The following is a 20,179-nucleotide window of genomic DNA, read 5'->3' on the forward strand; positions in this document are numbered from 1 at the left end:
CCAAGATGCAGAGTTAAGATTTCTTGCGGTAGATAATGCCAGGATTACAACGCAGCATGTCAAAGTCTTCATTCATGGTTGATAATGACTCTGAGGCCCCGAGGATTAAATAGCCTTTACTGTTTAATGACTGAGCAAACTGTTTAATTATTTTCGCTTTCACTTCAGGAGAGAAGTAAATCAATACGTTACGACAGAATATGATGTCAAATTTTCCTAGCAGGGTATAACTGTCTAACAGGTTAAGATGCCGAAACGTCACTCTTTTACGCACGTTATCTTTAACGCGCATCATGCCATTAGAGGTATCTTCAAAAAACCGCGTGCGCCGCTCAGGTGATAAACCACGCGCTAAGGCTAAGCCGTCGTACTCGGCTCTGGCGCAATGCTCCAGCATCGTATTAGAAATATCGGTACCGAGGATATTCACCCCGCCAGGAAAGGCATTTGGTCGGCTTTGCTGGAACTCTAGCGCGGTCATTGAAATAGAATAAGGCTCTTGCCCCGATGAACTGGCCGCTGACCAAATTTTGACGCTGCGGCAAGTTTTTTCCAGCTCCGGCAATAATTGATTCTTTAATAGCTCATACGGGTAGTTGTCACGAAACCATAAGGTTTCATTGGTGGTCATGGCGTCAATCACGGCTGAGCGTAACTGTCGTTCAAACGGGCTCATGGTTTTGGCAACCAGCTCAGATAAACTGCCATGGCTAAAACGTTGCATTAAGGGAGTTAAACGGCTTTTAACCAAATATTGCTTATTATCACCCAGCACGATACCGCACTGTTGCTCGAGAAAATCCCGAAATTGCCGATATTCCGATTCTTGTAACTGCTTATTCTGCACGCATGACCCTTACCAATTATTCAACGTGGAGCCATTTTTGCACTGATTGCGCTAACTCATCGGGATTAAACTTTGCAATAAAATCCTCAGCCCCCACTTTTTGTACCATTTGCTGATTAAACACGCCACTTAACGAGGTATGTAAAATCACATGTAACTGTCGCAGTTTCACATCGGCTTTCACAGCCGCCGTTAAGGTATAGCCATCCATATCCGGCATTTCGATATCAGAGATCAGCAAACCCACTTTTTCTGTAATCGAATGTTGGCATTGTTCACTTAATTGTTGCAGGTAGGTCAGCGCTTCGCGGCCATTTTTGACCAAGTGCATTTTTACACCCAATGGCTCTAATGCCCGTTTCACCTGATTACGCGCCACGGTAGAATCATCGGCAATTAAAATAATTCGATCACCTAAATCAGTTGCAATGCTTTTCGACACCGTTTCATCGTGGATCATTGTCGGTGAGGGTGAAATCTCTTCGAGAATTTTTTCAACATCTAAGATCTCAATTAATTCTTTATCCAGTTCGGTCACGGCCGTTAAATAGCTTTGCTTACCACCGGTGCCTTTTGGTGGCGGCATGATGGCTTCCCAGTTGATATTAACGATTCGCTCAACTGAACTAACTAAAAAGCCCTGCACCGAGCGGTTATACTCAGAAATAATAATGAACGCGGTGGATAGATCTTGAATTTCTCGCCCGCCGATAGCCAAGCTCAAATCAATGACCGATATGGTTTGACCACGAATGTGCGCAATACCACGTACAAACTTGTTGCGTTTGGGCATGCTGGTTAAACGCGGACATTGCAACACCTCACGCACTTTAAACACGTTAATGCCATAACGCTGGCGTCCAGCAAGCTTGAACAGCAATAACTCCAATCGATTCTGACCCACAAGTTGGGTGCGTTGGTTGACGGAATCTAGAATACTGGACATCTGGGTTTCCTTACTTCAGCCTTAGGCGTGGTATTTGCATGATTGGTTCTAAGTGTCAGAAAATCGGCGTCAATACATGATTCAGGTATGTTATAGCCCTTTATTAGTTAAGCATAGACAAACCCTATGAAAAAGTATGAAAATTTTCGTAATACCACCGCTTTAATCAAGGCACTGTGCTTAGGTTTAACGCTGAGTGCATCGGCTTTTGCCGAGCAAAATACCTTAGCAAACTATAGTCCCGAGCAATTAACGACCCTGACAGAAAATTGGTTAAAAAACACCTTAGCCAGCGAACTGTCAGCAGATACTGAGGTAAGCGTGACCCCTTTGGATACTCGGATTGGTGATAAAGAATGTGCTAATGCCCTGCAATTTAGTTTACCGGCAAGCTACAATCCGCGCCAAACCACCGTGCAACTAAGCTGTGACAGCCCTGTGGCTTGGCAGTTGTTTATCTCAGCTAGGATCACCGAGTATCTTGATTTAGTGGTGATGCGGCAAAATATTTCTCCAGGAACGGCTATCACGGCCGATATGCTAGAAATTGAGCGCCGTGAGCGACGCTTAGTTCGGGGTAATATTGTGCAGCAACCGGCTGAGATTATTGGTAGTAAAAATAAACGCAGCCTGAGTGTTGGTCAAATTATCAACCTTCAAGATCTTTGTCTTGTATGCCGGGGTGATATTGTTACAATAGAAATTAATAACAGCGGTTTATCTGTTACTGCCACTGGCGTGGTACAGCAAGATGGTACCCTAGGTGCTATAGTTACCGTGAGAAACCAGCAATCTGGGCGCAGTATTCAAGCAGAGGTTGTTGGGGTTAATCAAGTTCAAGTAAAATTTTAGAAAATAAACCTAAAGTTTTCTTTGTAGCGGCCGTTAACCTAAGCATAAGGACTAAAGTTTAGGTGAAGAGGTTCTATTATGGCGATTAATATTAATAACTTGCAAAATACTCCGCAGGTTAAAACAGATAAAAATGATCAACTGGTGCAGCGCCAACAAACTACTGTGCAGCAAAATGCCGGTAGTCAGGCAACGCAAAAGCAAGATTCGGTTTCTATTACACCGCAGGCTCAGCAATTTTCTAAATTGCAAGAAAAGGCCAGTAACAGTAGCGGTATCGATCAAGAGAAAGTCGATAAAATTAAACAGGCCATTGCTGAAGGCAAATACAAAATTAATGTTGAGCAGTTAGCTAAGCGTATCATGCAATTTGAGGGCGATTTATTCGACCGCTAATGAATACAGCACAAAGCGCCACCCTCACCTGCCTGAACCAACAACAAGCGCATTTATCTGCGCTTTTGTTGTTGCTAGAACATGAGCTTAAAGCGGTTACCGAACGTGATGTACCGCGTTTAAACGACATCATCGAACAAAAAAATACCTTATTGCTACAAATTGAACAAACCGATACGGCACTCAGCCAATCTGAAGATCTGGCAGAGCAACGCAAACACTCTTGGTTTGATGAGCGTATTGCTGTTTTGGATGATTTATTGGCGCAGTGCAAACAACAAACTGCCGTTAACCAGCAGGTTTTAGAACACAGCCAGTTAACGCTAGGTCGATTAAAGCATGAGATTTTATCAGCGAACGGTAAGTCCGGCTTAACCTACACCAACAAAGGCAAACCGGCTGTAGATAGTAAAGGCAGCGGCGTAAAAGCTTGATCCAACTTTACCTATTAAGCAATTATTGGCGCTTAATAGGCCTTGCCATCACCACAAATAACGTACACTGCGAATACTTTGCTTCGGCTCGGTATGCTGCAAGGTTGCATATACCTCGGCAAAATCCAGCGATAGCTCGGTAATATAAGTATCTTCAACCGCGTAGGTTTTCACTACCCGCGCACCGCGGATCACACCTTGCACTGACGCTTCTAACACATCATTTTGCGCGACCATGGCACTTAAGGTGTTTTTGCTGTCAATTCTTTGACCATAAACCCGCTCAGCTAATTCTCGATAAGCTTCTAATTTAGAGGCCCGCATCGCCATTAACATACGCTGGCTGTCACTCGCACCCGGTTGTGCTGATATTGGCGCTGCGCCTAGCGCCGTGATCACCGGGAAAGCCAGTGGCGTTTCTTGTTGATATTCAATATGTCTATCAGCCAATTGGCCGCAAGCTGTTGTTAATGTTGTAAGGATCACAACTGCGCTTAAGTTCTTTATCATAATAACCCATCCTGTCACGGCAAGTAAGGCAGATAGCGGGCGCTGCCTAAACCAACGCTTTTCTGATATCAAAACCTAAGCAAAATTCGCGCCAGTCATTACAAAGATCCAGTTCGGCACATTATTTGCTTGTACCTTAGTAGTAGATACGTTGTAACGCCGGTGCTTAGCTTACGCTAAGCAAACAATGAAATAGGCGCTTACACCTAATCAATAAATTCACACGATGGCAGACTATGAGAATACGCATTCTATCCACCCTCTTGTTCGGGCTTGCCGCTTTAAGCCAAAGCAGTTCGCTTTACGCCAACTGGTATGAAGCCACCGGGCAAGCCAGTATTGAACGTGGCGATTTAGATAGCGCGCGTCGAGCAGCTATTGAAGATGCACTGCAACGCGCTACCTTATTTGCAGGGGCAAAATTAGAAAGCCAACAACAGGTGGTGCAAGGGATCTTGCAACATCACTCGGTTACGCTTAGCACTAGCGCAGAGCTGCGACAAGTACAATTACTGTCAGAAACGCACAGTCAACAACAGGTGTTTATTACGCTAAAAGCCCATATCTTGCCCATGGCTAAAAGCTGTGCGGCTAATTTTCGAAACCCATTATTGGTCACCCAAGTGCATTTAGATGCGCGGCAAGACGCCATTTATGGCCAGTTGTTTGAACTAGGTGAACACAGTACACGACAGCTGTCGCGCCATTTGCGTGACTTTGGCCCAGGCTTAGCATTACAAGTGCGTGACGAACCCATAGCGCAATCTCAATTAACCGCCAATGTTGCCGATCAGTTTTTTGCAGAAGGCCAACAATTTATTTTATTCGCCACCATTCAAGATTTATCACTTGGTGATAAAATCAGCAAATTTTGGCAAAGCAGCCAACGCGAACGCTTCTTTACTTTAGAAGTGGTGTTGTTTGATACCTATGAGCGACGAGTGCGTTATCAACAAGAATACCGCACCAGCAGTTTTTGGCCAGATCAAGATAACACCACACCCAGTAGCCACAGTGTGGCATTTTGGCGCATGCCCTATGGCCAAAAAATTGATCAAGTACTCCGTACCGTGGCACAAGATATTCAAGAACAAACCCAATGCCAACCGTTGCTCGCGCAAATTCGCCAAGTAAAGCAACAACACATTCAGCTTGGTTTAGGCAGCAGTCATGGTTTAAAAGTGGGCGACCAGGTTAATTTAATTCAGGTGCAACGCGATCCACAACAAGCCGATTTGCGGCGTTTACTTGATAGCCCTGTGCAACTCACCATTACCGATATTACCCCAGAAGGCGCATGGGCCGCCTCGCTTAGCCAACAATTGCTCAATCATATTCAACCCGGTGATATTGTTAGCTTTCAAAGCCGATAGCCTTTTATCAAGGTCGCTTACTGAGTGATGAAACAACAGCATAAGCGGTCGCAAGGTAATATTCACTTCAAGGTTTTATTCTGCTAGACTCTGCGCCCTGTTGCCTCATAGTTAAATGGATATAACGGCCCCCTCCTAAGGGGCAATTGCAGGTTCGATTCCTGCTGGGGCAGCCATGAATAAAGCTTCTTTCATACCAAAACAGCTTTCCAGCAATCACGTGCCATGCCGGTGACTGCGGATTAAGCCGCCTTAGCCACACCGCTGCAGGGTGCAGATGCCAGTTTGTCGATAGAGAAATCACAGTGATAACAACGCCAGCCCTCGAGGCTGGCAGTGTTTAACGGGTAATGCCCGGATAAAGCGAGCTGATGACAAAGTGTGGAATGAGCAATTGCGAACTGGCGGCCACGACCTTGCTGTGAAAATTGATGATGCGCGCATTAACCATGATACCGCGTGGCGTGAAGATCATCGTACCCGATAAGACAAAATCAATTTGCTGCAGCATATCGAGTTTTGCGTGATCACGACTAAATACAAAATCGCCATTTCGGGTAATTTGGATATCGCGCGTGGTTTTAAAATCGACTACCTGCAAACCAAATTGCTGCAATTGGTGAATAAAGCCTTCTGCTAACTGATTGCCAACGATGTTCGTTCGATTTAACTCACCATCTAAATCGACAAAAGAGGCGACCGCGATGCGAGATTCTGTTGGGAAATAATGAAAGTTCTCAACCAGCTGCATCGCCATTTGCGCCACATAATCGTTGAGCTGCTTATTCGATTGTAAACTGGTGACATATTGATAAGGTACTGACCAGCCTTGCTGCCGATCAGCATTGATTGGTTTTGCTGACGGTACAGGTCGAATCGTATCGCTTTGCTCTGCGCCATGAGATTGCGCACGCACATCAGAATTACAATGACCACTGGTATCGCAAGGTATGTAACCTTGCTGACTTTGATGATGCGTTTGGCAGCCCAGCAACAGCGCTGCCCAACTGAGCAGCAGCAGGTTCTTTTTTATCATGGCGTTCTCCTAAAAAACTGACATAGCATGTCAGTTCTTTATCGACCCATGCAAGCCTTTCTTTAGCGCCAAAGGGGTTAACCCTGTTTTAATTTTAATGTGGCATCGCCATGCTGCTGCAAAATGGCATTATAGACGGCTGCAGGCACAAAGGTTCGCGCCGCAGAGATCACTCTTTTGCTATCAATTTGAATTAAACGCGCATTGAGCATAATGCCAGCTTGATGCAGCGTGGCGGTGCCGGTCACAACATATTTAATCGGTAATTCTGCAGAAAGCTCGTTAAAATCCCGGCTCAGTACGAAATCACCTTGTGGGGTAACACGAATATAATCCGTGACTTTATAATCTAATACTGGCACACCAAACAAATGCAAATCGTAAATAATTGCTTCGCTAAGATGATTGGTAAACACAGAACCTTGCTGTAAATCCGTATCAATAAACGCCAAATCGGTTACTGCCACCATCGCATTCTCATCGGCATTATGGTGGTTGGTCATCAACTCTTGTACTAGATTACGCGCATAATGATCCAGCGTCACCACTGGGGTTTGCCGATAGTGCTGCGTCACAGATTGCGGTTCAAAGGCTTGTTGATTGGCAATGCGCTGCTCTCGAGCCAGTTCTCCCCGCATCGTCACCGCATTCTCTGGCACAATTTTCGGCTGTTGGCTGGCCTGTTGTACGCAAGCGGTTAAGCTAAGGGCAACAACAGCACTGATAACAAAAGCTCTCATGGTTTCTCTCCGATCCGATCACTGCGGAATAAATAATTACCGCGTTTTTGTATTTTATCTGGGCTCCACATCACATTGTGTGGCACAAAATCGGTGGCTGCGGCAATCACTTGCTGATTATCCAGCTCAATTAAACGCACATTAACCACTAAACCATCTTCTTGCACGGTATAAGTACCGGTTAATAATGCTCTGGCACCATGCTGTTGGCGTAGCGCCGATAACTGCCGAGATAGCGCTTGCTCATGATCGCTTTGCAATAACAACTCTTGACGTAAGCGCAGATCTACAGCGACAAAACCTCGTTGCACCGCTTCGCTAAGCATACTTTCAGCGAGTTGATTCGCTAAATCAATCTCTTGCTCACTTAATTGCGCCAGGCTAAGTTGTCGTGCGGGTAGAAAACTACTAACCGCCAACGGGCTGCGAAAGTGCTCACTGCTGATCGAAGCAAACAGTGTTTGTGCTAAACGATGCGTGTAAAAATCCAGCGGCCGCGCACTTAAGCCGACGGCAGAAACTTGCCGCAATGGCATTTTGACAGTCGGTTCAGGCTCTGCTTTTTGCGCGCAGCCACAAAGCAGCAGCAATATTGCACTGGCAAGAAGATATTTCATGATCACCTCATCCTGGTCGATTACTGTTTCAAAGCAAAAACCACGCCAGAAATTTAGCTGGGTTCTTGACGCTAAGGTGTTTTAAGCGAAATACTAGGGCAGGCGTTGACAATAAGTGTGAAATTGCGGCTATCACTAGGTGCGATATTAAGAATACGTAATGTTATTGCCGCACCATACAGACTTTTACTAAAAAATAACTCAGCATCACGCCAACGTAAGTCAGTTAAGCAAACCGAATTATGCTAAATACTAAACTGCTCGGCATTGAGCATAACGCTGCCAATACACAGCGTTATGAAGCTAGCCTGCTCTCGCCCTAGCCGCAGCAAGGCAGCGATAATTAAACACTGAATGGGTATTTAATGGCCGGATGCGATTGATAACCTTCTAAGGTAAAGTCATCAGGAGTGACCCATTGCTCAATATCGGCGAGTGTTTTGATATTGGGGTTAAGGTGTAATTTCGGCAGCGGGAACGGCTCACGTAGTAGCTGCTGTTTTAATAGTGGTAACTGATTTTCGTAAATATGTGCATTGACGATTTTATGATAAACCTTGCCAGGCTTATGCCCGGTAATTTGCGCGATTAAAGCCAATAACACAAAGCATTGTACTTGATTAAAGTTCAGGCCCAGTGGCACATCACAGCTGCGTTGATAAGAGGTCAGTGATAAGGTGTCGCCTAGTAAACTGAAGGTATGCGTGTGCATACAAGGCCGTAAGCAGCCTAATTCAAACTCACCAGGATTATAAAAAGTCAAAATTTCGCCGCGATCATCGATCCCTTGCGATAAGTTGTGAACCAGTTTTTGTAACTGATCTAAGCGCGAGCCATCAGGCTTCTGCCAGCCCCGCCCTTGCACGCCATAAACACGGCCTAAATCATCAATCCCTTTGCGGGCGGGATTATTTAACCACGCTGAATTTTCGTTGGCATTCGCATTCCAGGTATTACAGCCCAGTTCCCGAAACTGCGCAGCATTGTCATAACCACGAAGATAACCTAATAATTCAGCGATGGCGGCTTTATAGTAACTTTTACGCGTGGTTAATAACGGAAACTCATTCGCAGCCACATTGTATTCAAGATCAGCATTGATCACCGTTAAGCAGCGGGTGCCCGTGCGTTGGTTATCAACCCAAACCCCTTCATCAATAATGCGCTGGCAAAGTTTTAAATACTGCTTCATTGGCTACTCACTCCTGACGTTCTGCCTTGCTTGAACGAAAACACCATAATCCCGATGCCGGCTAACATCATAGGTAAGCAAAGCCATTGTCCCATGGTCATGCCAAGTGATAATAAGCCCAGGTGTGCATCAGGCTCACGGAAGAATTCAACGGTAAAACGTGCCAAACCATAACCTAACAAAAAGACCCCACCGACCACACCAACCGGTGGACGCAGGCGTCGCACTATCAGGATAACGATAAATAATAACAGGCCCTCTAACGCCACTTGGTAAAGCTGCGATGGGTGTCGGCCCAACGCACCAGCACCTGGAAAAACCATCGCCCAAGGCACATCAGTAGTACGGCCCCACAATTCGCCATTGATAAAATTGCCCATGCGCCCAGCCGCTAAGCCCAGTGGTACCAACGGCGCCACAAAATCGCCCAGCGCTAAGTAGGCTTTTTGATACTTACGCGCAAACAGGGCCATCGCAGTCAGTACACCGATTAAACCGCCATGGAATGACATGCCGCCTTCCCAGATCCGAAATAAATACAAGGGATCGTTGAGCACAGTGGCAAAATTATAAAATAAAATATAGCCAACACGACCGCCTAACAGCACTCCCACAAAACCGTAAAACAACAGATCACTGACCTGATCGCTGTTCCAACCTGAACCCGGTTTGGCTGCAGCACGAGTCGCCAGCCAATAGGCTAAACCAAAGGCTAACAAATACATCATGCCGTACCAATGAATTTTAACCAGCCCCAGATCAAGTAAAACCGGATCGATATTAGGAAAGGGTATTGCCGAACTTGTCATAAACTTCCTTAATTACTGACGACTGCAGTGGCAGTGACTTTACAATGAAATTGGATTATCAGGCTGGAATATTTAGGCTCTAAGCTGAGTTAACAACTGTTTTTGCTCTAAAAAGCGTTGCACTTGTGCTCGTATTTGTTTGGGTGAATGGCACTGCAACACCTCTGTGAGTAGTTGCTGTAATTCTGCCAACTCAACCCGCCGTAACAACCATTTTATGCGCGCTAAATTACTGCTGTTCATACTAAAGCGCCGAAAGCCCATTGCAGCCAGTAACAATACCCCGGCGGGCTCGCCACCCAACTCACCACAAATACTAATAGGAAAGTGGAGCGCCTGAGCGTCTTGCCCTAAACGGTATAACGCGCGTAGTACAGACGGATGCAAAGCATCATATAAATTCGCAACCCGTGCATTGTTGCGATCCACGGCTAACAAATATTGGGTTAAATCGTTAGTACCTACCGAGCAAAAATCAACTTTTGCCGCAAGCTCTGGCAGCAAATACAAGGTTGAAGGCACTTCAATCATCACGCCAATTTTTGGCAGCGGTAAAGTGATTTCTAACTCATCACTTAGCTCAAAACAAGCTTGCTTCACCAAACGAATGGCTTCATCCACCTCATGCAAATCGCAAATCATCGGGAGCAAAATATGCAAATTGTCATGGCCAATATTAGCGCGGATCATGGCGCGAATTTGCACCAAGAAAATCTCTGGATGGTCTAGGGTTAAACGGATACCGCGCCATCCCAAAAAGGGGTTCTCTTCAATAATACTGAAATAAGGCAGTGCTTTATCCCCACCGACATCGAGCGTGCGCATAACGACGGTTTTACCCGGATAACTGCCCAGCACTTGCGCATATAACTCGACTTGGTCTTGCTCTGTCGGAAATTGGTCACGAATGATAAACGGAAATTCTGTGCGATAAAGCCCCACGCCATCCGTGTATTGGGCGTGGACATTTTCTAACTCAACGGCTAACCCCGAGTTCACCATAAATTTAAACTGCTCACCGCATTTTGAAGCCGATGGTAAGCTAATTTCTTCCATATAACGTGCATTTAGCGCAACGTCTTCAGTGATAAGCCGCTGATATTCATGGCAGAGTGCTTCAGAGGGCGATAACAAGATATGGCCTTGGTAGCCATCGACAATCACGCGCTGCGCATGCCAGTGCAACAGCGGTAACTCACTCACCCCCATCACGGCTGGGATCCCTAAAGCGCGAGCCATAATAGCGGCATGCGAGTTTACCGAGCCTCGTAATGAAACCACGGCAACTAATTGCTCACGTGGAATTTCGGCCAACATAGTCGCCGTAACTTCATCAGCCACCAACACCACTTTATCGGGTAATTTAGCCCGGCGCTGTTCGGTATCCAATAAATTATTGAGCACCCGCTGCCCCAGATCACGAATATCTAAACCGCGCTCTCTCAGGTAAGGGTCATCCATATCATCAAATTGCCGGGCAAAACGCTCTACCACGCGTTTTAAAGCACTTTTGGCACACCAACCATCGGTAATTTGAATTTCGATTTCGCGCCCCAGGCTGGCAGCGTCAAGAAGCTGATGATACACATCAAAAATAGCTAATGCATCGGCCGGTAAATGGCTCGACATGCGCTCAGCTAAACGATTAAATTCGGCTTTGGTGATTTTGACGGCCCGATAAAACAAGGCTAATTCTTTTTCTGGATCTTCGGCGCGCTTTAACGAAATAGCAGCAAAGTCACTGGCCGGCTGCGCGACATAGGCTTCACCAATGGCCATCCCGGGGGAACCAGGTAGACCATGAAACTGCGAGCCTTGCTGGCTAAAAGGGGTAATGCGTGTCGCCGCATCACGCATTTCAGCATTCGCTAACACCGAAGCAAGCTGCACGCCCAATGTTACCAGAAAGGATTCTTCATCTTCGCTAAATACCCGTTCAGCCGCTTGCTGAATGGTTAATACACCCAGTACTTTACGATGATGAATAATGGGGCAACCTAAAAAGGCCGAAAAGCTGTCTTCGCTAACTTCAGGAGTGACTTTAAAGCGAGGGTGTAAATGAGCTTGGGCAAGGTTAATGGGCTCTTCACGCTGCCCCACCCAACCAATCAGACCTTCGGAAAAACCAATAGCCACTTTACCCACAGCATCTTGATTTAAGCCGTCAGTGGCCATCAACATAAAATGTTGTTGCTTATAATCCGCCAAATAAACCGAGCAACACTCGGTTTCCAACGCATGCTTAACGCTGCTAACCAAGCCAGCCATAGCTTTGTTTAGTATCGGCTCTTGTGCCACATCCTGAACAATTCGCCGCAGCTGGCCTAGCATAGTAACCTCATTTCACGTGCAGGTTTTATTTCAAGTTTTTCGTTTTATACTGTCCCGGCGAACAAACGGCAAAGCGACCGGAGCGAATTCTTTCATAACCTTGCGATACACTTCCCGTTTAAAGGAAACCACCTGCCGCACCGGATACCAATAACTGACCCATCGCCAACTATCAAACTCCGGATGACTGGTTTTCGCCAGATTGACATCCTCTTCCCGACAGATCAAACGCAGTAAAAACCACTTTTGTTTCTGTCCAATACACACAGGATTGCTGTCTTTGCGGATCAGCCGTTTCGGCAACTTATAGCGTAACCAATGTTTGGTTGTCGCAATAATTTCCACATCTTCAGGCCGCAGCCCGACTTCTTCATGCAATTCGCGAAACATGGCTTCTTCCGGTGTTTCACCGTCATCAATGCCACCCTGTGGATATTGCCAGGAATGTTGACCATATCTTTTCGCCCAAAACACCTGTCCATGGGTGTTACAAATCACTATGCCGACATTGGGCCGGAAACCCTCGGCATCGATCACACAAACCTCAAGCGATGTTAAATCTGCTATATAGAGGATTCTTTCACAAAGTCGTCTTGGCGGCAAACGGTATTTTTCAATCACACCCCATAAGTTATCCACAGATAACGCAGCAAGCAGCGCGCGAATGTGAGCTTTTTCACAGATGCTGTGCATAAAGCTGTGACTAAGGCCCAGTTAGCCACTTAATAACTCGAAACTCGCAAATAACTTCAAACAAAACCTTGTCATTTTCTCTATATATTTCATGTAATTAATTATATTTAGCGCTTTTGAAATACCAAATACTTTTGTGCATAAGTCGGTTTGCTGCCTTTTTAAACAGCCAAAAGCCTTAAATAATGCTAGGGTAAAAGCAGTAATGTTCAAAATAGCGCAACATGTCTGCAAAACCACAATCTACTGCCGAACTTCTGACTAACTGCCAACGTATTGCCGGTTTAACGCTGGGGCAATTAGCAGCAGAATTATCGCAACCTGTCCCCAAAGATCTGCGTAAAGATAAAGGCTGGGTCGGTCAACTCATGGAATTAGCCTTAGGCGCGAGCGCAGGTTCACAGGCTTTGCCTGATTTTCCAGAGTTAGGCATTGAATTAAAAACACTGCCCATTGATCACAGCGGCAAACCACTGGAAAGTACCTATGTGTGTGTGGCGCCATTAACGGGTAACATTGGCCAACATTGGGCGGATTCTTGGGTTTGTCAGAAATTACAGCGAGTATTATGGTTGCCTATCTTGGCTGAGCGACAACTTCCCCTACATCAACGGATTATAGGCCAAGGTTTTTTATGGCAACCGAATGCTGAACAAGCAGCTATTTTGCAACAGGATTGGGAAGAGTTAATGGAGTTAATTAGCCTAGGCGGTATCGCTAATATTCGAGGGGCTCACGGTAAGGCCTTGCAATTACGGCCTAAGGCAGCCGATAGCAAAGCGCTAACGAAAGCGATCGGTGCGCATGGCGAACCGATCCAGACTTTACCGCGGGGTTTTTATCTGAAAAGTCACTTTACTCAGGCTATTTTACAGCAAGAATTTCAACTAGCGGATCGGTAATACAAATTTACTAAACATCCGATCAATATCTTCTTGAGTACGCAAAGCATTGGCTTTTTCCACTACATCACGGGTTAAGTGTGGCGCAAAGCGCTCAATAAATTCGTACATGTAGGTGCGTAAAAATGCGCCTTTTCGAAAACCAATTTTGGTGGTAGACGCTTCAAATAAATGCCCTGCTTCGATCACGACTAAATCTTTGTCTAAGTTCGGATCAATCGCCATTGAAGCGATCACGCCAACGCCCAGACCCAAACGCACGTAAGTTTTAATGACATCGGCATCGGTAGCGGTAAAGACAATATGCGGCTCCAAATTTTTCGCGGCAAAAGCGCGATCGAGCTCTGAGCGCCCGGTAAAACCAAAAACATAAGTGACGATAGGAAAACGGGCCACATCTTCAATTTGTACTTTGTGATCCAGTTGCGCAAGGGGATGATCTTTTCCCACTATAATACTGCGATTCCAATGATAACAAGGCAGCATCACCAGATCGTGGTATAAGTGCAGCGCTTCAGTGGCAATGGCAAAGTCGGCATCACCGCGTGAAGCGGCTTCAGAAATTTGCTGAGGTGTACCTTGGTGCATATGCAGCGAGACCTTGGGGAACTTCTGCATAAAATTACCAATCACCGGAGGCAACGCATAGCGGGCCTGCGTATGTGTCGTCGCAATATTGAGTTTACCTTGATCGGGTAAGGTGTGCTCTTTAGCGATGGCTTTAATATTGTCAACTTTCGCCAATATTTGCTGGGCTATTTCAATCACTTCGCGACCAGCAGGTGTAACATGCGTTAAGTGTTTACCACTACGTCCAAATACTTGAATGCCTAACTCGTCTTCTAACATCCGTACTTGCTTACTGATACCAGGCTGTGAGGTAAATAAACTTTCTGCCGTAGAAGAGACATTAAGGTTATGATTCATTACTTCGACAATATAACGCAGTTGCTGCAATTTCATTAATTGACTTCCTTACCCGGTAACGGTCAACAATCTGGATAGCCCAAATATTCCAATAGTTTTGTATAATAGCACTATCTATAACATTTTGTTTTAGCAAATAGTCGAGGTTGCTGGCTAAAAATAGCTGGCTTATGGTGCGATTTTTGCTAGTCTAAAGTTGATTTTGTAAAGCTGAGCGGAAAAATGACGCGTAGACTTATCACTACGCAGGCAACGCTGCGGCTTATCGCACCGAAAAATAGAAGGCAGAGGTATCGATGGTATTTTCCCTAATCATCACGCTAATCTTAGCACTGGTGATTATCGCCATTACAGTCAATGTGGTGCAGCAGCATAAAGAGAAAATTCAAAACTTAAAACGTGCTGAATTCACTAAATTGCGTCATGCATTAGAAGAAACAGAAGAAATTTTGTTTAACTCTACGAATGTGCCGATGTCTAACGGTATCTCCTTAATGCTGATGCGCCGAGTAAGCTATTTGTTAAAAGCCATGAAACAGCTCGAACCCGAGCAGCGGGACTTACGCCAGCGCCTAGAAGATACTGAAAACCGTATCGAAGAATTGAAAAATAATACGGGGGCTGTTGCAGATAATATCAGCCTACCTGATGATGATCAGCAATGTATCGCCATGTTCAAAGCCATTAAAAAGCTCAGAACCATGCTAAGAGCAGAGCACGCTCGAGGGAAAGTGGAAACGCAATTGGTGGTAGACGAGGACGCACGACTTGATCTGTTGCAATTACGTATTACTGTCGAGACACAAATTAAGCGCGGTAAGAGTGCCCGCACCAATAAGATGATGGGCTCGTCTCGGCAATACTATGAAAAAGCATTAAAACTACTCGCAGCAACCAATCATCAAAACGACTATGTGAGTCAGCGCCAAGCCGAAGCGCAGCAGCAGTTAGCTGAGATCACGGCAGAGTTAAAAAGCGGTAATGCCAAAGACATCGCAGAACGTAGCGATAAAGATAACAAAGATCTCGATGAGCTATTTGCTCCCAAAAAGAAATGGTAAGGCCAAGGCCTTACCATTTACGCTTATCCATCTAACGTTTTAGTGCCCATGTTATACGCAAAGCATCTAAAGCTTATTTCTCTGTGACAACCCAGCGACCATTTTCATACCATGCCGCCCAACCGGTGGCTTTGCCTTCTTGCTCAGTCATCACATATTGCTGCTTAGTCTTGCGACTCCAGCGAACAATAGCAGGGTTACCAGCTTTATCTTTAGCAGGGGCATCAGCCAGATAATAAAACTTCGGTGAAATACGCTCACGGAATGTTTTAAGCTCACTCACTAGCGGCGCTCGGGTTTCGCGTGATTTCGGAAAGGTTGCCGCGGCTAAAAATAAACCGGCCGCACCATCGCGTAACACAAAGTACGTATCCGACTTTTCACACTTTAATTCAGGTAAATGAACAGGATCTTCTTTTGGTGGCGCCGCTTCACCGCTGCGTAATAATTTTCGGGTGTTTTTACAGTCTGCATTGGTACAACCGAAATATTTACCAAAACGGCCCGATTTGAGCTGCATTTGCGCGCCACATTTATCACATTCAATTTCAGGGCCTTCATAGCCTTTCAGTTTAAACTGCCCGGCCTCAACCTGATAACCATCACACTCAGGGTTATTACCACAGACATGCAATTTACGCTGCTCGTCAATCAAGTAGCTGTCCATAGCTGTACCGCATTTGCTACAACGTTTCTTCTGGCGAAGCACTTCCGTTTCAAGTTCATCGTCAGTGACATTAACCGCTTCTTCACCCGAGACTAAATTCATCGTCGTGGTGCAGCGCTCTTTTGGTGGCAAGTTATAGCCTGAGCATCCTAAGAACACCCCTGTAGATGCAGTACGAATACCCATTTTACGGCCACAGGTAGGACATTCAATATCGGTTAAGACGAACTGATTCACCCGCATCCCGCCCTCTTCTGGGTCAAGTTCAGCGGTTTTCAGTTTACCGGTAAAACCTTGATAGAACTGATCAAGCGTTTTACGCCAACTTAACTGCCCTTTGGCAATATCATCGAGTTTCACTTCCATGTTGGCGGTAAAGTCGTAATTCATCAGATCATCAAAGTTTTCAACTAAACGATCGGTAACGATTTCACCCATTTTTTCAGCATAAAAGCGTTTATTCTCTACCCGAACATAGCCACGATCTTGAATGGTCGAAATAATCGCAGCATAAGTTGATGGCCGGCCAATACCGCGTTTTTCTAACTCTTTAACTAAACTGGCTTCACTAAAACGCGCGGGCGGCTTAGTAAAGTGCTGCGCACCGTGCAGTTCTTTTAAAGTAAGTTGTTCACCGGTGCGCACATCTGGTAACTCATTATCTTCATCGCCTTTGCGTTTCATCGCCGGCTGAACTTTAGTCCAACCATCAAAACGTAGCACGCGCCCTTTGGCTTTTAATTCAAAATCTCCCGCTGCAACGGTAATGTTGGTCACGTCGTATTGTGCTGCAGGCATTTGGCAGGCAACAAATTGCCGCCAGATCAGCTCATATAATTTTCTGGCATCGGCTTCCATATCAGTGAGATCAGACGCCAGCACCGTGACTTCAGAAGGACGTACAGCTTCGTGCGCTTCTTGAGCATTCGCTTTACTACCATAACTGATAGGATCGGCAGGTAGGTAGGCTTTACCAAATTTTTGCTCGATATAATCACGACAATTTGCCACAGCTTCTGTGCTTAAATTGGTCGAATCGGTACGCATATAGGTAATATGCCCGCCTTCGTATAGCCGCTGCGCTAACATCATGGTTTTTTTCACACCATAACCCAGCCGCGTACTGGCCGCCTGCTGCAATGTCGAGGTAATAAACGGCGCTTGAGGTTTGCTGCTACTGGGCTTATCTTCCCGATCTAAAACCTGATACTGGGCTTTATTTAATAACGACAGGGCTTGATCCGCTTGCGTTTTGTTTACCGCCGAGAACGTTTTGCCCTGATATTTGCTGACCGCTAATTGTAAGGCATGTTTCGCAGCCGTAACGGTGTCAGCGTCAATGCTCCAATACTCTTCTGGAACAAAGGCTTTAATTTCACGCTCGCGTTCAACCACCAAGCGCACAGCCACTGACTGCACACGGCCAGCAGATAAACCACGGGCGACCTTTTTCCATAACAGCGGTGAAACCATAAAGCCGACAACGCGATCAAGAAAACGTCGAGCTTGTTGGGCATCAACTTGGTCAACATTAAGCCGACCTGGCTGCTCAAAGGCTTGAGTAATGGCGTTTTTTGTTATTTCATTAAACACCACGCGTTTAAACTTACTTTCTTCGCCACCGATAATTTCACGAAGATGCCATGCAATGGCCTCTCCCTCACGGTCTAAGTCTGTTGCTAGATAAACGATGTCGGCTTTATCAGCCAGCGTTTTTAGCTCTTTCACGACCTTTTCTTTGCCAGGCAAAATTTCGTAGCGTGCTTTCCAGCCATGCTCGGGATCAATACCCATTCGATCAACCAGAGCTTGGTAGGCCTTTTCGTCTTTACTAAGCGTTTTATCGGTAGCCTTAGCTTTATCTTTGCTACTGCTCGTAGGTAGATCCCGAATATGACCCACGCTAGACTTGACGATAAAGTCATTGCCCAGATACTTATTAATGGTTTTTGCTTTTGCCGGTGATTCGACTATTACCAGTGATTTCGCCATTTTAAACCCAGAGATCCCCTATTACAGCACCATTTTGTGGTGCCCTTTTTTAAACGTATATCCGCAAACCGCTGTTGTGACAAGTGTCTAAACTGATTATTATGCAAATAGGCCACAATTATTCTGCGATAAGGCCTGTCACTCAGCAAAAAATGAAGCATAACATCTCGCGGTCGTAAAAATAACAAAAACAGCACCGCAACTAACAAAGGATAAGAAAAACTATGCAAGCTTATGAAGCAAATTTCGATGGGCTCGTGGGCCCGACCCACAATTATGCCGGTTTATCAGTCGGCAATGTGGCGTCTTTAAACAATGCCAAAAATCATTCAAGCCCAAAACAAGCTGCTAAACAGGGCTTGCAAAAAATGAAGGCATTACATGACCTTGGCATGGTTCAAGGGGTGCTTGCACCGCAAGAACGCCCCGATTTGGGCATGCTACGCCGCTTAGGTTTTAGTGGCAGTGATGCACAAGTTATGCAAGACGCCGCAACAAAGGCACCTGAAATTTACCGCGCAGTGTGTTCTGCATCCAGTATGTGGACCGCCAACGCAGCAACCGTTTCTCCCAGCGGCGATACGCCAGATAAAAAAATTCACTTTACCCCAGCAAACCTAACGAACAAATTTCATCGTTCACTTGAACCAACGACCACCGGTCGGATCCTGCAAGCGATTTTCAGTGACAATAAGCACTTCGCGCATCATCTGCATTTACCTGATAATGAGCACTTTGGCGATGAAGGCGCGGCTAATCATACGCGTCTGTGCAGTGACTATGGGCAAAGCGGTCTTGAACTCTTTGTATATGGCCGTTATGCCTTTAATCAAAGTAAACCTGCACCACAGCGCTATCCAGCTAGGCAAACAGTCGAAGCCAGTCAAGCTGTAGCACGTTTACACGGGCTAACCGATGCTAACACCGTCTTTATGCAGCAAAACCCTGAGGTGATTGATCAGGGCGTATTTCATAATGATGTTATCGCCGTTGGCAACCGTAACGTGCTGTTTTTTCATGAGCAAGCTTTTTTGAATACAGCGGCCAGCTTACAAGAGATCAAACAAAAGTTTCCTGGTGATGCCCAGCTGCACTTTATCGAAGTCAAAAATCAACACGTCTCGGTGGCTGATGCCATCCGTACTTATTTATTTAACACCCAATTGATTAATCTGCCGTCGGGAGAAATGGTGATTATCGCGCCAACAGAATGCCAAGAGCATGCTGGCGTGTATCGTTACCTTACTGACTTGTGCCAGCAAAATACCCCGATTAAAAACGTACATTATTTTGATGTGAAGCAAAGCATGCAAAATGGTGGTGGCCCTGCTTGCTTGCGTTTAAGAGTGGTATTGAACGAGCAAGAACGCCAAGCGGTAAACCCTGCAGTGATGATGAACGATAGCTTATTTGCTAACCTTAATAGCTGGGTTGATAAACATTACCGTGATCGGTTATCGGAAGCTGATTTAGCCGATCCACAACTCATCATCGAATCGCGCACTGCCTTGGATGAATTGACGCAATTACTTAAGTTGGGTTCGGTGTATAGCTTTCAGCGTTAGGCTAAATATTGCTAAACACCTATTTACTTAAATCGTTAATTGTTTTAAAAAATAGGAAATAAAAAAGGAGCCTTCAGGCTAATGCCGATCAGTTAAGAACTTTTCAGATCGGTTGACCGATCCAGTGGTTGGTATATAAAGGCCTACAGAATGAACTCTGTAGGCCTTTTTTATGCATATTAGCCAAGCGCTGGAAACCGTTTTAGTAAATAGTCATACCGTTAACTTTGATAGTTTGTCAGATGTTTTAGACCCTGGACTTATTGAAACAGGGCTTAGCATTGCCGGT

The 20,179-nt window shown here is 45.6% G+C and carries 19 protein-coding genes and 1 tRNA gene; 8 read left to right on the forward strand and 12 right to left on the reverse strand.

Going from position 1 to position 20,179, the window contains the following annotated elements; translation table 11 throughout:
- Positions 1-13: 13 nt before the first annotated feature.
- Complete coding sequence (locus LMJ53_RS02050) at positions 14-847, reverse strand: CheR family methyltransferase (protein WP_226751794.1); 834 nt, start codon at positions 845-847, stop codon at positions 14-16.
- Positions 848-863: 16 nt separating this feature from the next.
- The gene (locus tag LMJ53_RS02055; RefSeq protein ID WP_229584556.1) at positions 864-1,793 is read right to left on the reverse strand and encodes a chemotaxis protein; all 930 of its coding nucleotides are present in this window, start codon (positions 1,791-1,793) and stop codon (positions 864-866) included.
- A 126-nt stretch (positions 1,794-1,919) separates the two neighbouring features.
- Between LMJ53_RS02055 and flgA the strand changes: the two genes are divergently transcribed.
- From flgA to flgN, 3 genes are all read left to right on the forward strand, one after another.
- On the forward strand, positions 1,920-2,645 hold the full coding sequence (gene flgA / locus LMJ53_RS02060; RefSeq protein ID WP_229584557.1) for a flagellar basal body P-ring formation chaperone FlgA: 726 nt from the start codon (positions 1,920-1,922) through the stop codon (positions 2,643-2,645).
- Positions 2,646-2,723: 78 nt separating this feature from the next.
- Complete coding sequence (flgM, locus tag LMJ53_RS02065; protein WP_229584558.1) at positions 2,724-3,041, forward strand: flagellar biosynthesis anti-sigma factor FlgM; 318 nt, start codon at positions 2,724-2,726, stop codon at positions 3,039-3,041.
- Entirely contained in the window at positions 3,041-3,475 is a 435-nt protein-coding gene (gene flgN / locus LMJ53_RS02070) for a flagellar export chaperone FlgN (RefSeq protein WP_229584559.1), read from the forward strand. Before flgM ends, flgN begins: the two co-directional genes overlap by 1 nt.
- Before the next feature lie 48 nt (positions 3,476-3,523).
- Here the strand turns inward: flgN and LMJ53_RS02075 are convergent, their stop codons facing one another.
- Positions 3,524-3,985, reverse strand: coding sequence for an LPP20 family lipoprotein (locus tag LMJ53_RS02075; protein ID WP_229584560.1), 462 nt, complete (start codon positions 3,983-3,985; stop codon positions 3,524-3,526).
- A 236-nt stretch (positions 3,986-4,221) separates the two neighbouring features.
- Here LMJ53_RS02075 and LMJ53_RS02080 point away from each other — a divergent pair, with 236 nt between their 5' ends.
- Positions 4,222-5,358 carry a flagellar assembly protein T N-terminal domain-containing protein gene (locus tag LMJ53_RS02080; RefSeq protein ID WP_229584561.1) on the forward strand — a complete coding sequence of 379 codons (1,137 nt, stop codon included), beginning with the start codon at positions 4,222-4,224 and terminating at the stop codon, positions 5,356-5,358.
- Positions 5,359-5,459: 101 nt separating this feature from the next.
- Positions 5,460-5,534: transfer RNA gene (locus LMJ53_RS02085), tRNA-Arg, on the forward strand.
- Between the two features lie 164 nt (positions 5,535-5,698).
- Here LMJ53_RS02085 and LMJ53_RS02090 read toward each other — a convergent pair.
- From LMJ53_RS02090 to rppH, 7 genes are all read right to left on the reverse strand, one after another.
- Complete coding sequence (locus LMJ53_RS02090; RefSeq protein WP_229584562.1) at positions 5,699-6,394, reverse strand: FlgO family outer membrane protein; 696 nt, start codon at positions 6,392-6,394, stop codon at positions 5,699-5,701.
- A gap of 77 nt (positions 6,395-6,471) precedes the next feature.
- Positions 6,472-7,134, reverse strand: a complete 663-nt coding sequence (locus LMJ53_RS02095; protein WP_229584563.1) for a FlgO family outer membrane protein — start codon at positions 7,132-7,134, stop codon at positions 6,472-6,474.
- Positions 7,131-7,751 (reverse strand): FlgO family outer membrane protein, encoded by a 621-nt coding sequence (locus tag LMJ53_RS02100; RefSeq protein ID WP_229584564.1) that lies wholly within the window; start codon positions 7,749-7,751, stop codon positions 7,131-7,133. The genes LMJ53_RS02095 and LMJ53_RS02100 overlap by 4 nt, the downstream gene beginning before the upstream one ends.
- Before the next feature lie 343 nt (positions 7,752-8,094).
- Complete coding sequence (locus LMJ53_RS02105) at positions 8,095-8,943, reverse strand: thymidylate synthase (RefSeq protein ID WP_229584565.1); 849 nt, start codon at positions 8,941-8,943, stop codon at positions 8,095-8,097.
- Positions 8,940-9,752: a prolipoprotein diacylglyceryl transferase gene (lgt, locus tag LMJ53_RS02110; RefSeq protein ID WP_229584566.1), complete on the reverse strand. Its 813-nt coding sequence runs from the start codon at positions 9,750-9,752 to the stop codon at positions 8,940-8,942. Before lgt ends, LMJ53_RS02105 begins: the two co-directional genes overlap by 4 nt.
- A 72-nt stretch (positions 9,753-9,824) precedes the next feature.
- On the reverse strand, positions 9,825-12,083 hold the full coding sequence (ptsP, locus tag LMJ53_RS02115; protein WP_229584567.1) for a phosphoenolpyruvate--protein phosphotransferase: 2,259 nt from the start codon (positions 12,081-12,083) through the stop codon (positions 9,825-9,827).
- Positions 12,084-12,113: 30 nt separating this feature from the next.
- Positions 12,114-12,620 carry an RNA pyrophosphohydrolase gene (gene rppH / locus LMJ53_RS02120; RefSeq protein ID WP_226752078.1) on the reverse strand — a complete coding sequence of 169 codons (507 nt, stop codon included), beginning with the start codon at positions 12,618-12,620 and terminating at the stop codon, positions 12,114-12,116.
- A 380-nt stretch (positions 12,621-13,000) separates the two neighbouring features.
- Here rppH and mutH point away from each other — a divergent pair, with 380 nt between their 5' ends.
- Positions 13,001-13,678: a DNA mismatch repair endonuclease MutH gene (gene mutH / locus LMJ53_RS02125; protein WP_226752067.1), complete on the forward strand. Its 678-nt coding sequence runs from the start codon at positions 13,001-13,003 to the stop codon at positions 13,676-13,678.
- Here mutH and cysB read toward each other — a convergent pair.
- Positions 13,664-14,641, reverse strand: coding sequence for an HTH-type transcriptional regulator CysB (cysB, locus tag LMJ53_RS02130; RefSeq protein WP_229584568.1), 978 nt, complete (start codon positions 14,639-14,641; stop codon positions 13,664-13,666). The genes mutH and cysB overlap by 15 nt on opposite strands.
- A gap of 260 nt (positions 14,642-14,901) precedes the next feature.
- On the opposite strand from cysB, the gene LMJ53_RS02135 reads away from it, so the two are divergent.
- Entirely contained in the window at positions 14,902-15,666 is a 765-nt protein-coding gene (locus LMJ53_RS02135) for a hypothetical protein (protein WP_229584569.1), read from the forward strand.
- A gap of 73 nt (positions 15,667-15,739) precedes the next feature.
- Here LMJ53_RS02135 and topA read toward each other — a convergent pair whose 3' ends face one another.
- Entirely contained in the window at positions 15,740-18,325 is a 2,586-nt protein-coding gene (gene topA, locus LMJ53_RS02140) for a type I DNA topoisomerase (protein ID WP_229584570.1), read from the reverse strand.
- A 224-nt stretch (positions 18,326-18,549) separates the two neighbouring features.
- Between topA and astB the strand changes: the two genes are divergently transcribed.
- Complete coding sequence (gene astB / locus LMJ53_RS02145) at positions 18,550-19,890, forward strand: N-succinylarginine dihydrolase (RefSeq protein ID WP_229584571.1); 1,341 nt, start codon at positions 18,550-18,552, stop codon at positions 19,888-19,890.
- Positions 19,891-20,179: the final 289 nt, after the last annotated feature.

Origin of the sequence: Rheinheimera sp. UJ51 (assembly GCF_020819615.1) — a bacterium.
In the GTDB taxonomy this organism is placed as follows: Bacteria; Pseudomonadota; Gammaproteobacteria; order Enterobacterales; family Alteromonadaceae; genus Alishewanella; species Alishewanella maricola.

Coding starts and splice junctions, on each gene's coding strand:
- flgA (WP_229584557.1), top strand. CDS start 1,920: ATGAAAAAGTATGAAAATTTTCGTAATACCACCGCTTTAATCAAGGCA.
- LMJ53_RS02055 (WP_229584556.1), bottom strand. CDS start 1,793: ATGTCCAGTATTCTAGATTCCGTCAACCAACGCACCCAACTTGTGGGT.
- flgN (WP_229584559.1), top strand. CDS start 3,041: ATGAATACAGCACAAAGCGCCACCCTCACCTGCCTGAACCAACAACAA.
- LMJ53_RS02075 (WP_229584560.1), bottom strand. CDS start 3,985: ATGATAAAGAACTTAAGCGCAGTTGTGATCCTTACAACATTAACAACA.
- LMJ53_RS02080 (WP_229584561.1), top strand. CDS start 4,222: ATGAGAATACGCATTCTATCCACCCTCTTGTTCGGGCTTGCCGCTTTA.
- LMJ53_RS02090 (WP_229584562.1), bottom strand. CDS start 6,394: ATGATAAAAAAGAACCTGCTGCTGCTCAGTTGGGCAGCGCTGTTGCTG.
- LMJ53_RS02135 (WP_229584569.1), top strand. CDS start 14,902: ATGGTATTTTCCCTAATCATCACGCTAATCTTAGCACTGGTGATTATC.
- cysB (WP_229584568.1), bottom strand. CDS start 14,641: ATGAAATTGCAGCAACTGCGTTATATTGTCGAAGTAATGAATCATAAC.
- astB (WP_229584571.1), top strand. CDS start 18,550: ATGCAAGCTTATGAAGCAAATTTCGATGGGCTCGTGGGCCCGACCCAC.
- LMJ53_RS02100 (WP_229584564.1), bottom strand. CDS start 7,751: ATGAAATATCTTCTTGCCAGTGCAATATTGCTGCTGCTTTGTGGCTGC.
- topA (WP_229584570.1), bottom strand. CDS start 18,325: ATGGCGAAATCACTGGTAATAGTCGAATCACCGGCAAAAGCAAAAACC.
- LMJ53_RS02105 (WP_229584565.1), bottom strand. CDS start 8,943: ATGAAGCAGTATTTAAAACTTTGCCAGCGCATTATTGATGAAGGGGTT.
- mutH (WP_226752067.1), top strand. CDS start 13,001: ATGTCTGCAAAACCACAATCTACTGCCGAACTTCTGACTAACTGCCAA.
- lgt (WP_229584566.1), bottom strand. CDS start 9,752: ATGACAAGTTCGGCAATACCCTTTCCTAATATCGATCCGGTTTTACTT.
- ptsP (WP_229584567.1), bottom strand. CDS start 12,083: ATGCTAGGCCAGCTGCGGCGAATTGTTCAGGATGTGGCACAAGAGCCG.
- flgM (WP_229584558.1), top strand. CDS start 2,724: ATGGCGATTAATATTAATAACTTGCAAAATACTCCGCAGGTTAAAACA.
- LMJ53_RS02095 (WP_229584563.1), bottom strand. CDS start 7,134: ATGAGAGCTTTTGTTATCAGTGCTGTTGTTGCCCTTAGCTTAACCGCT.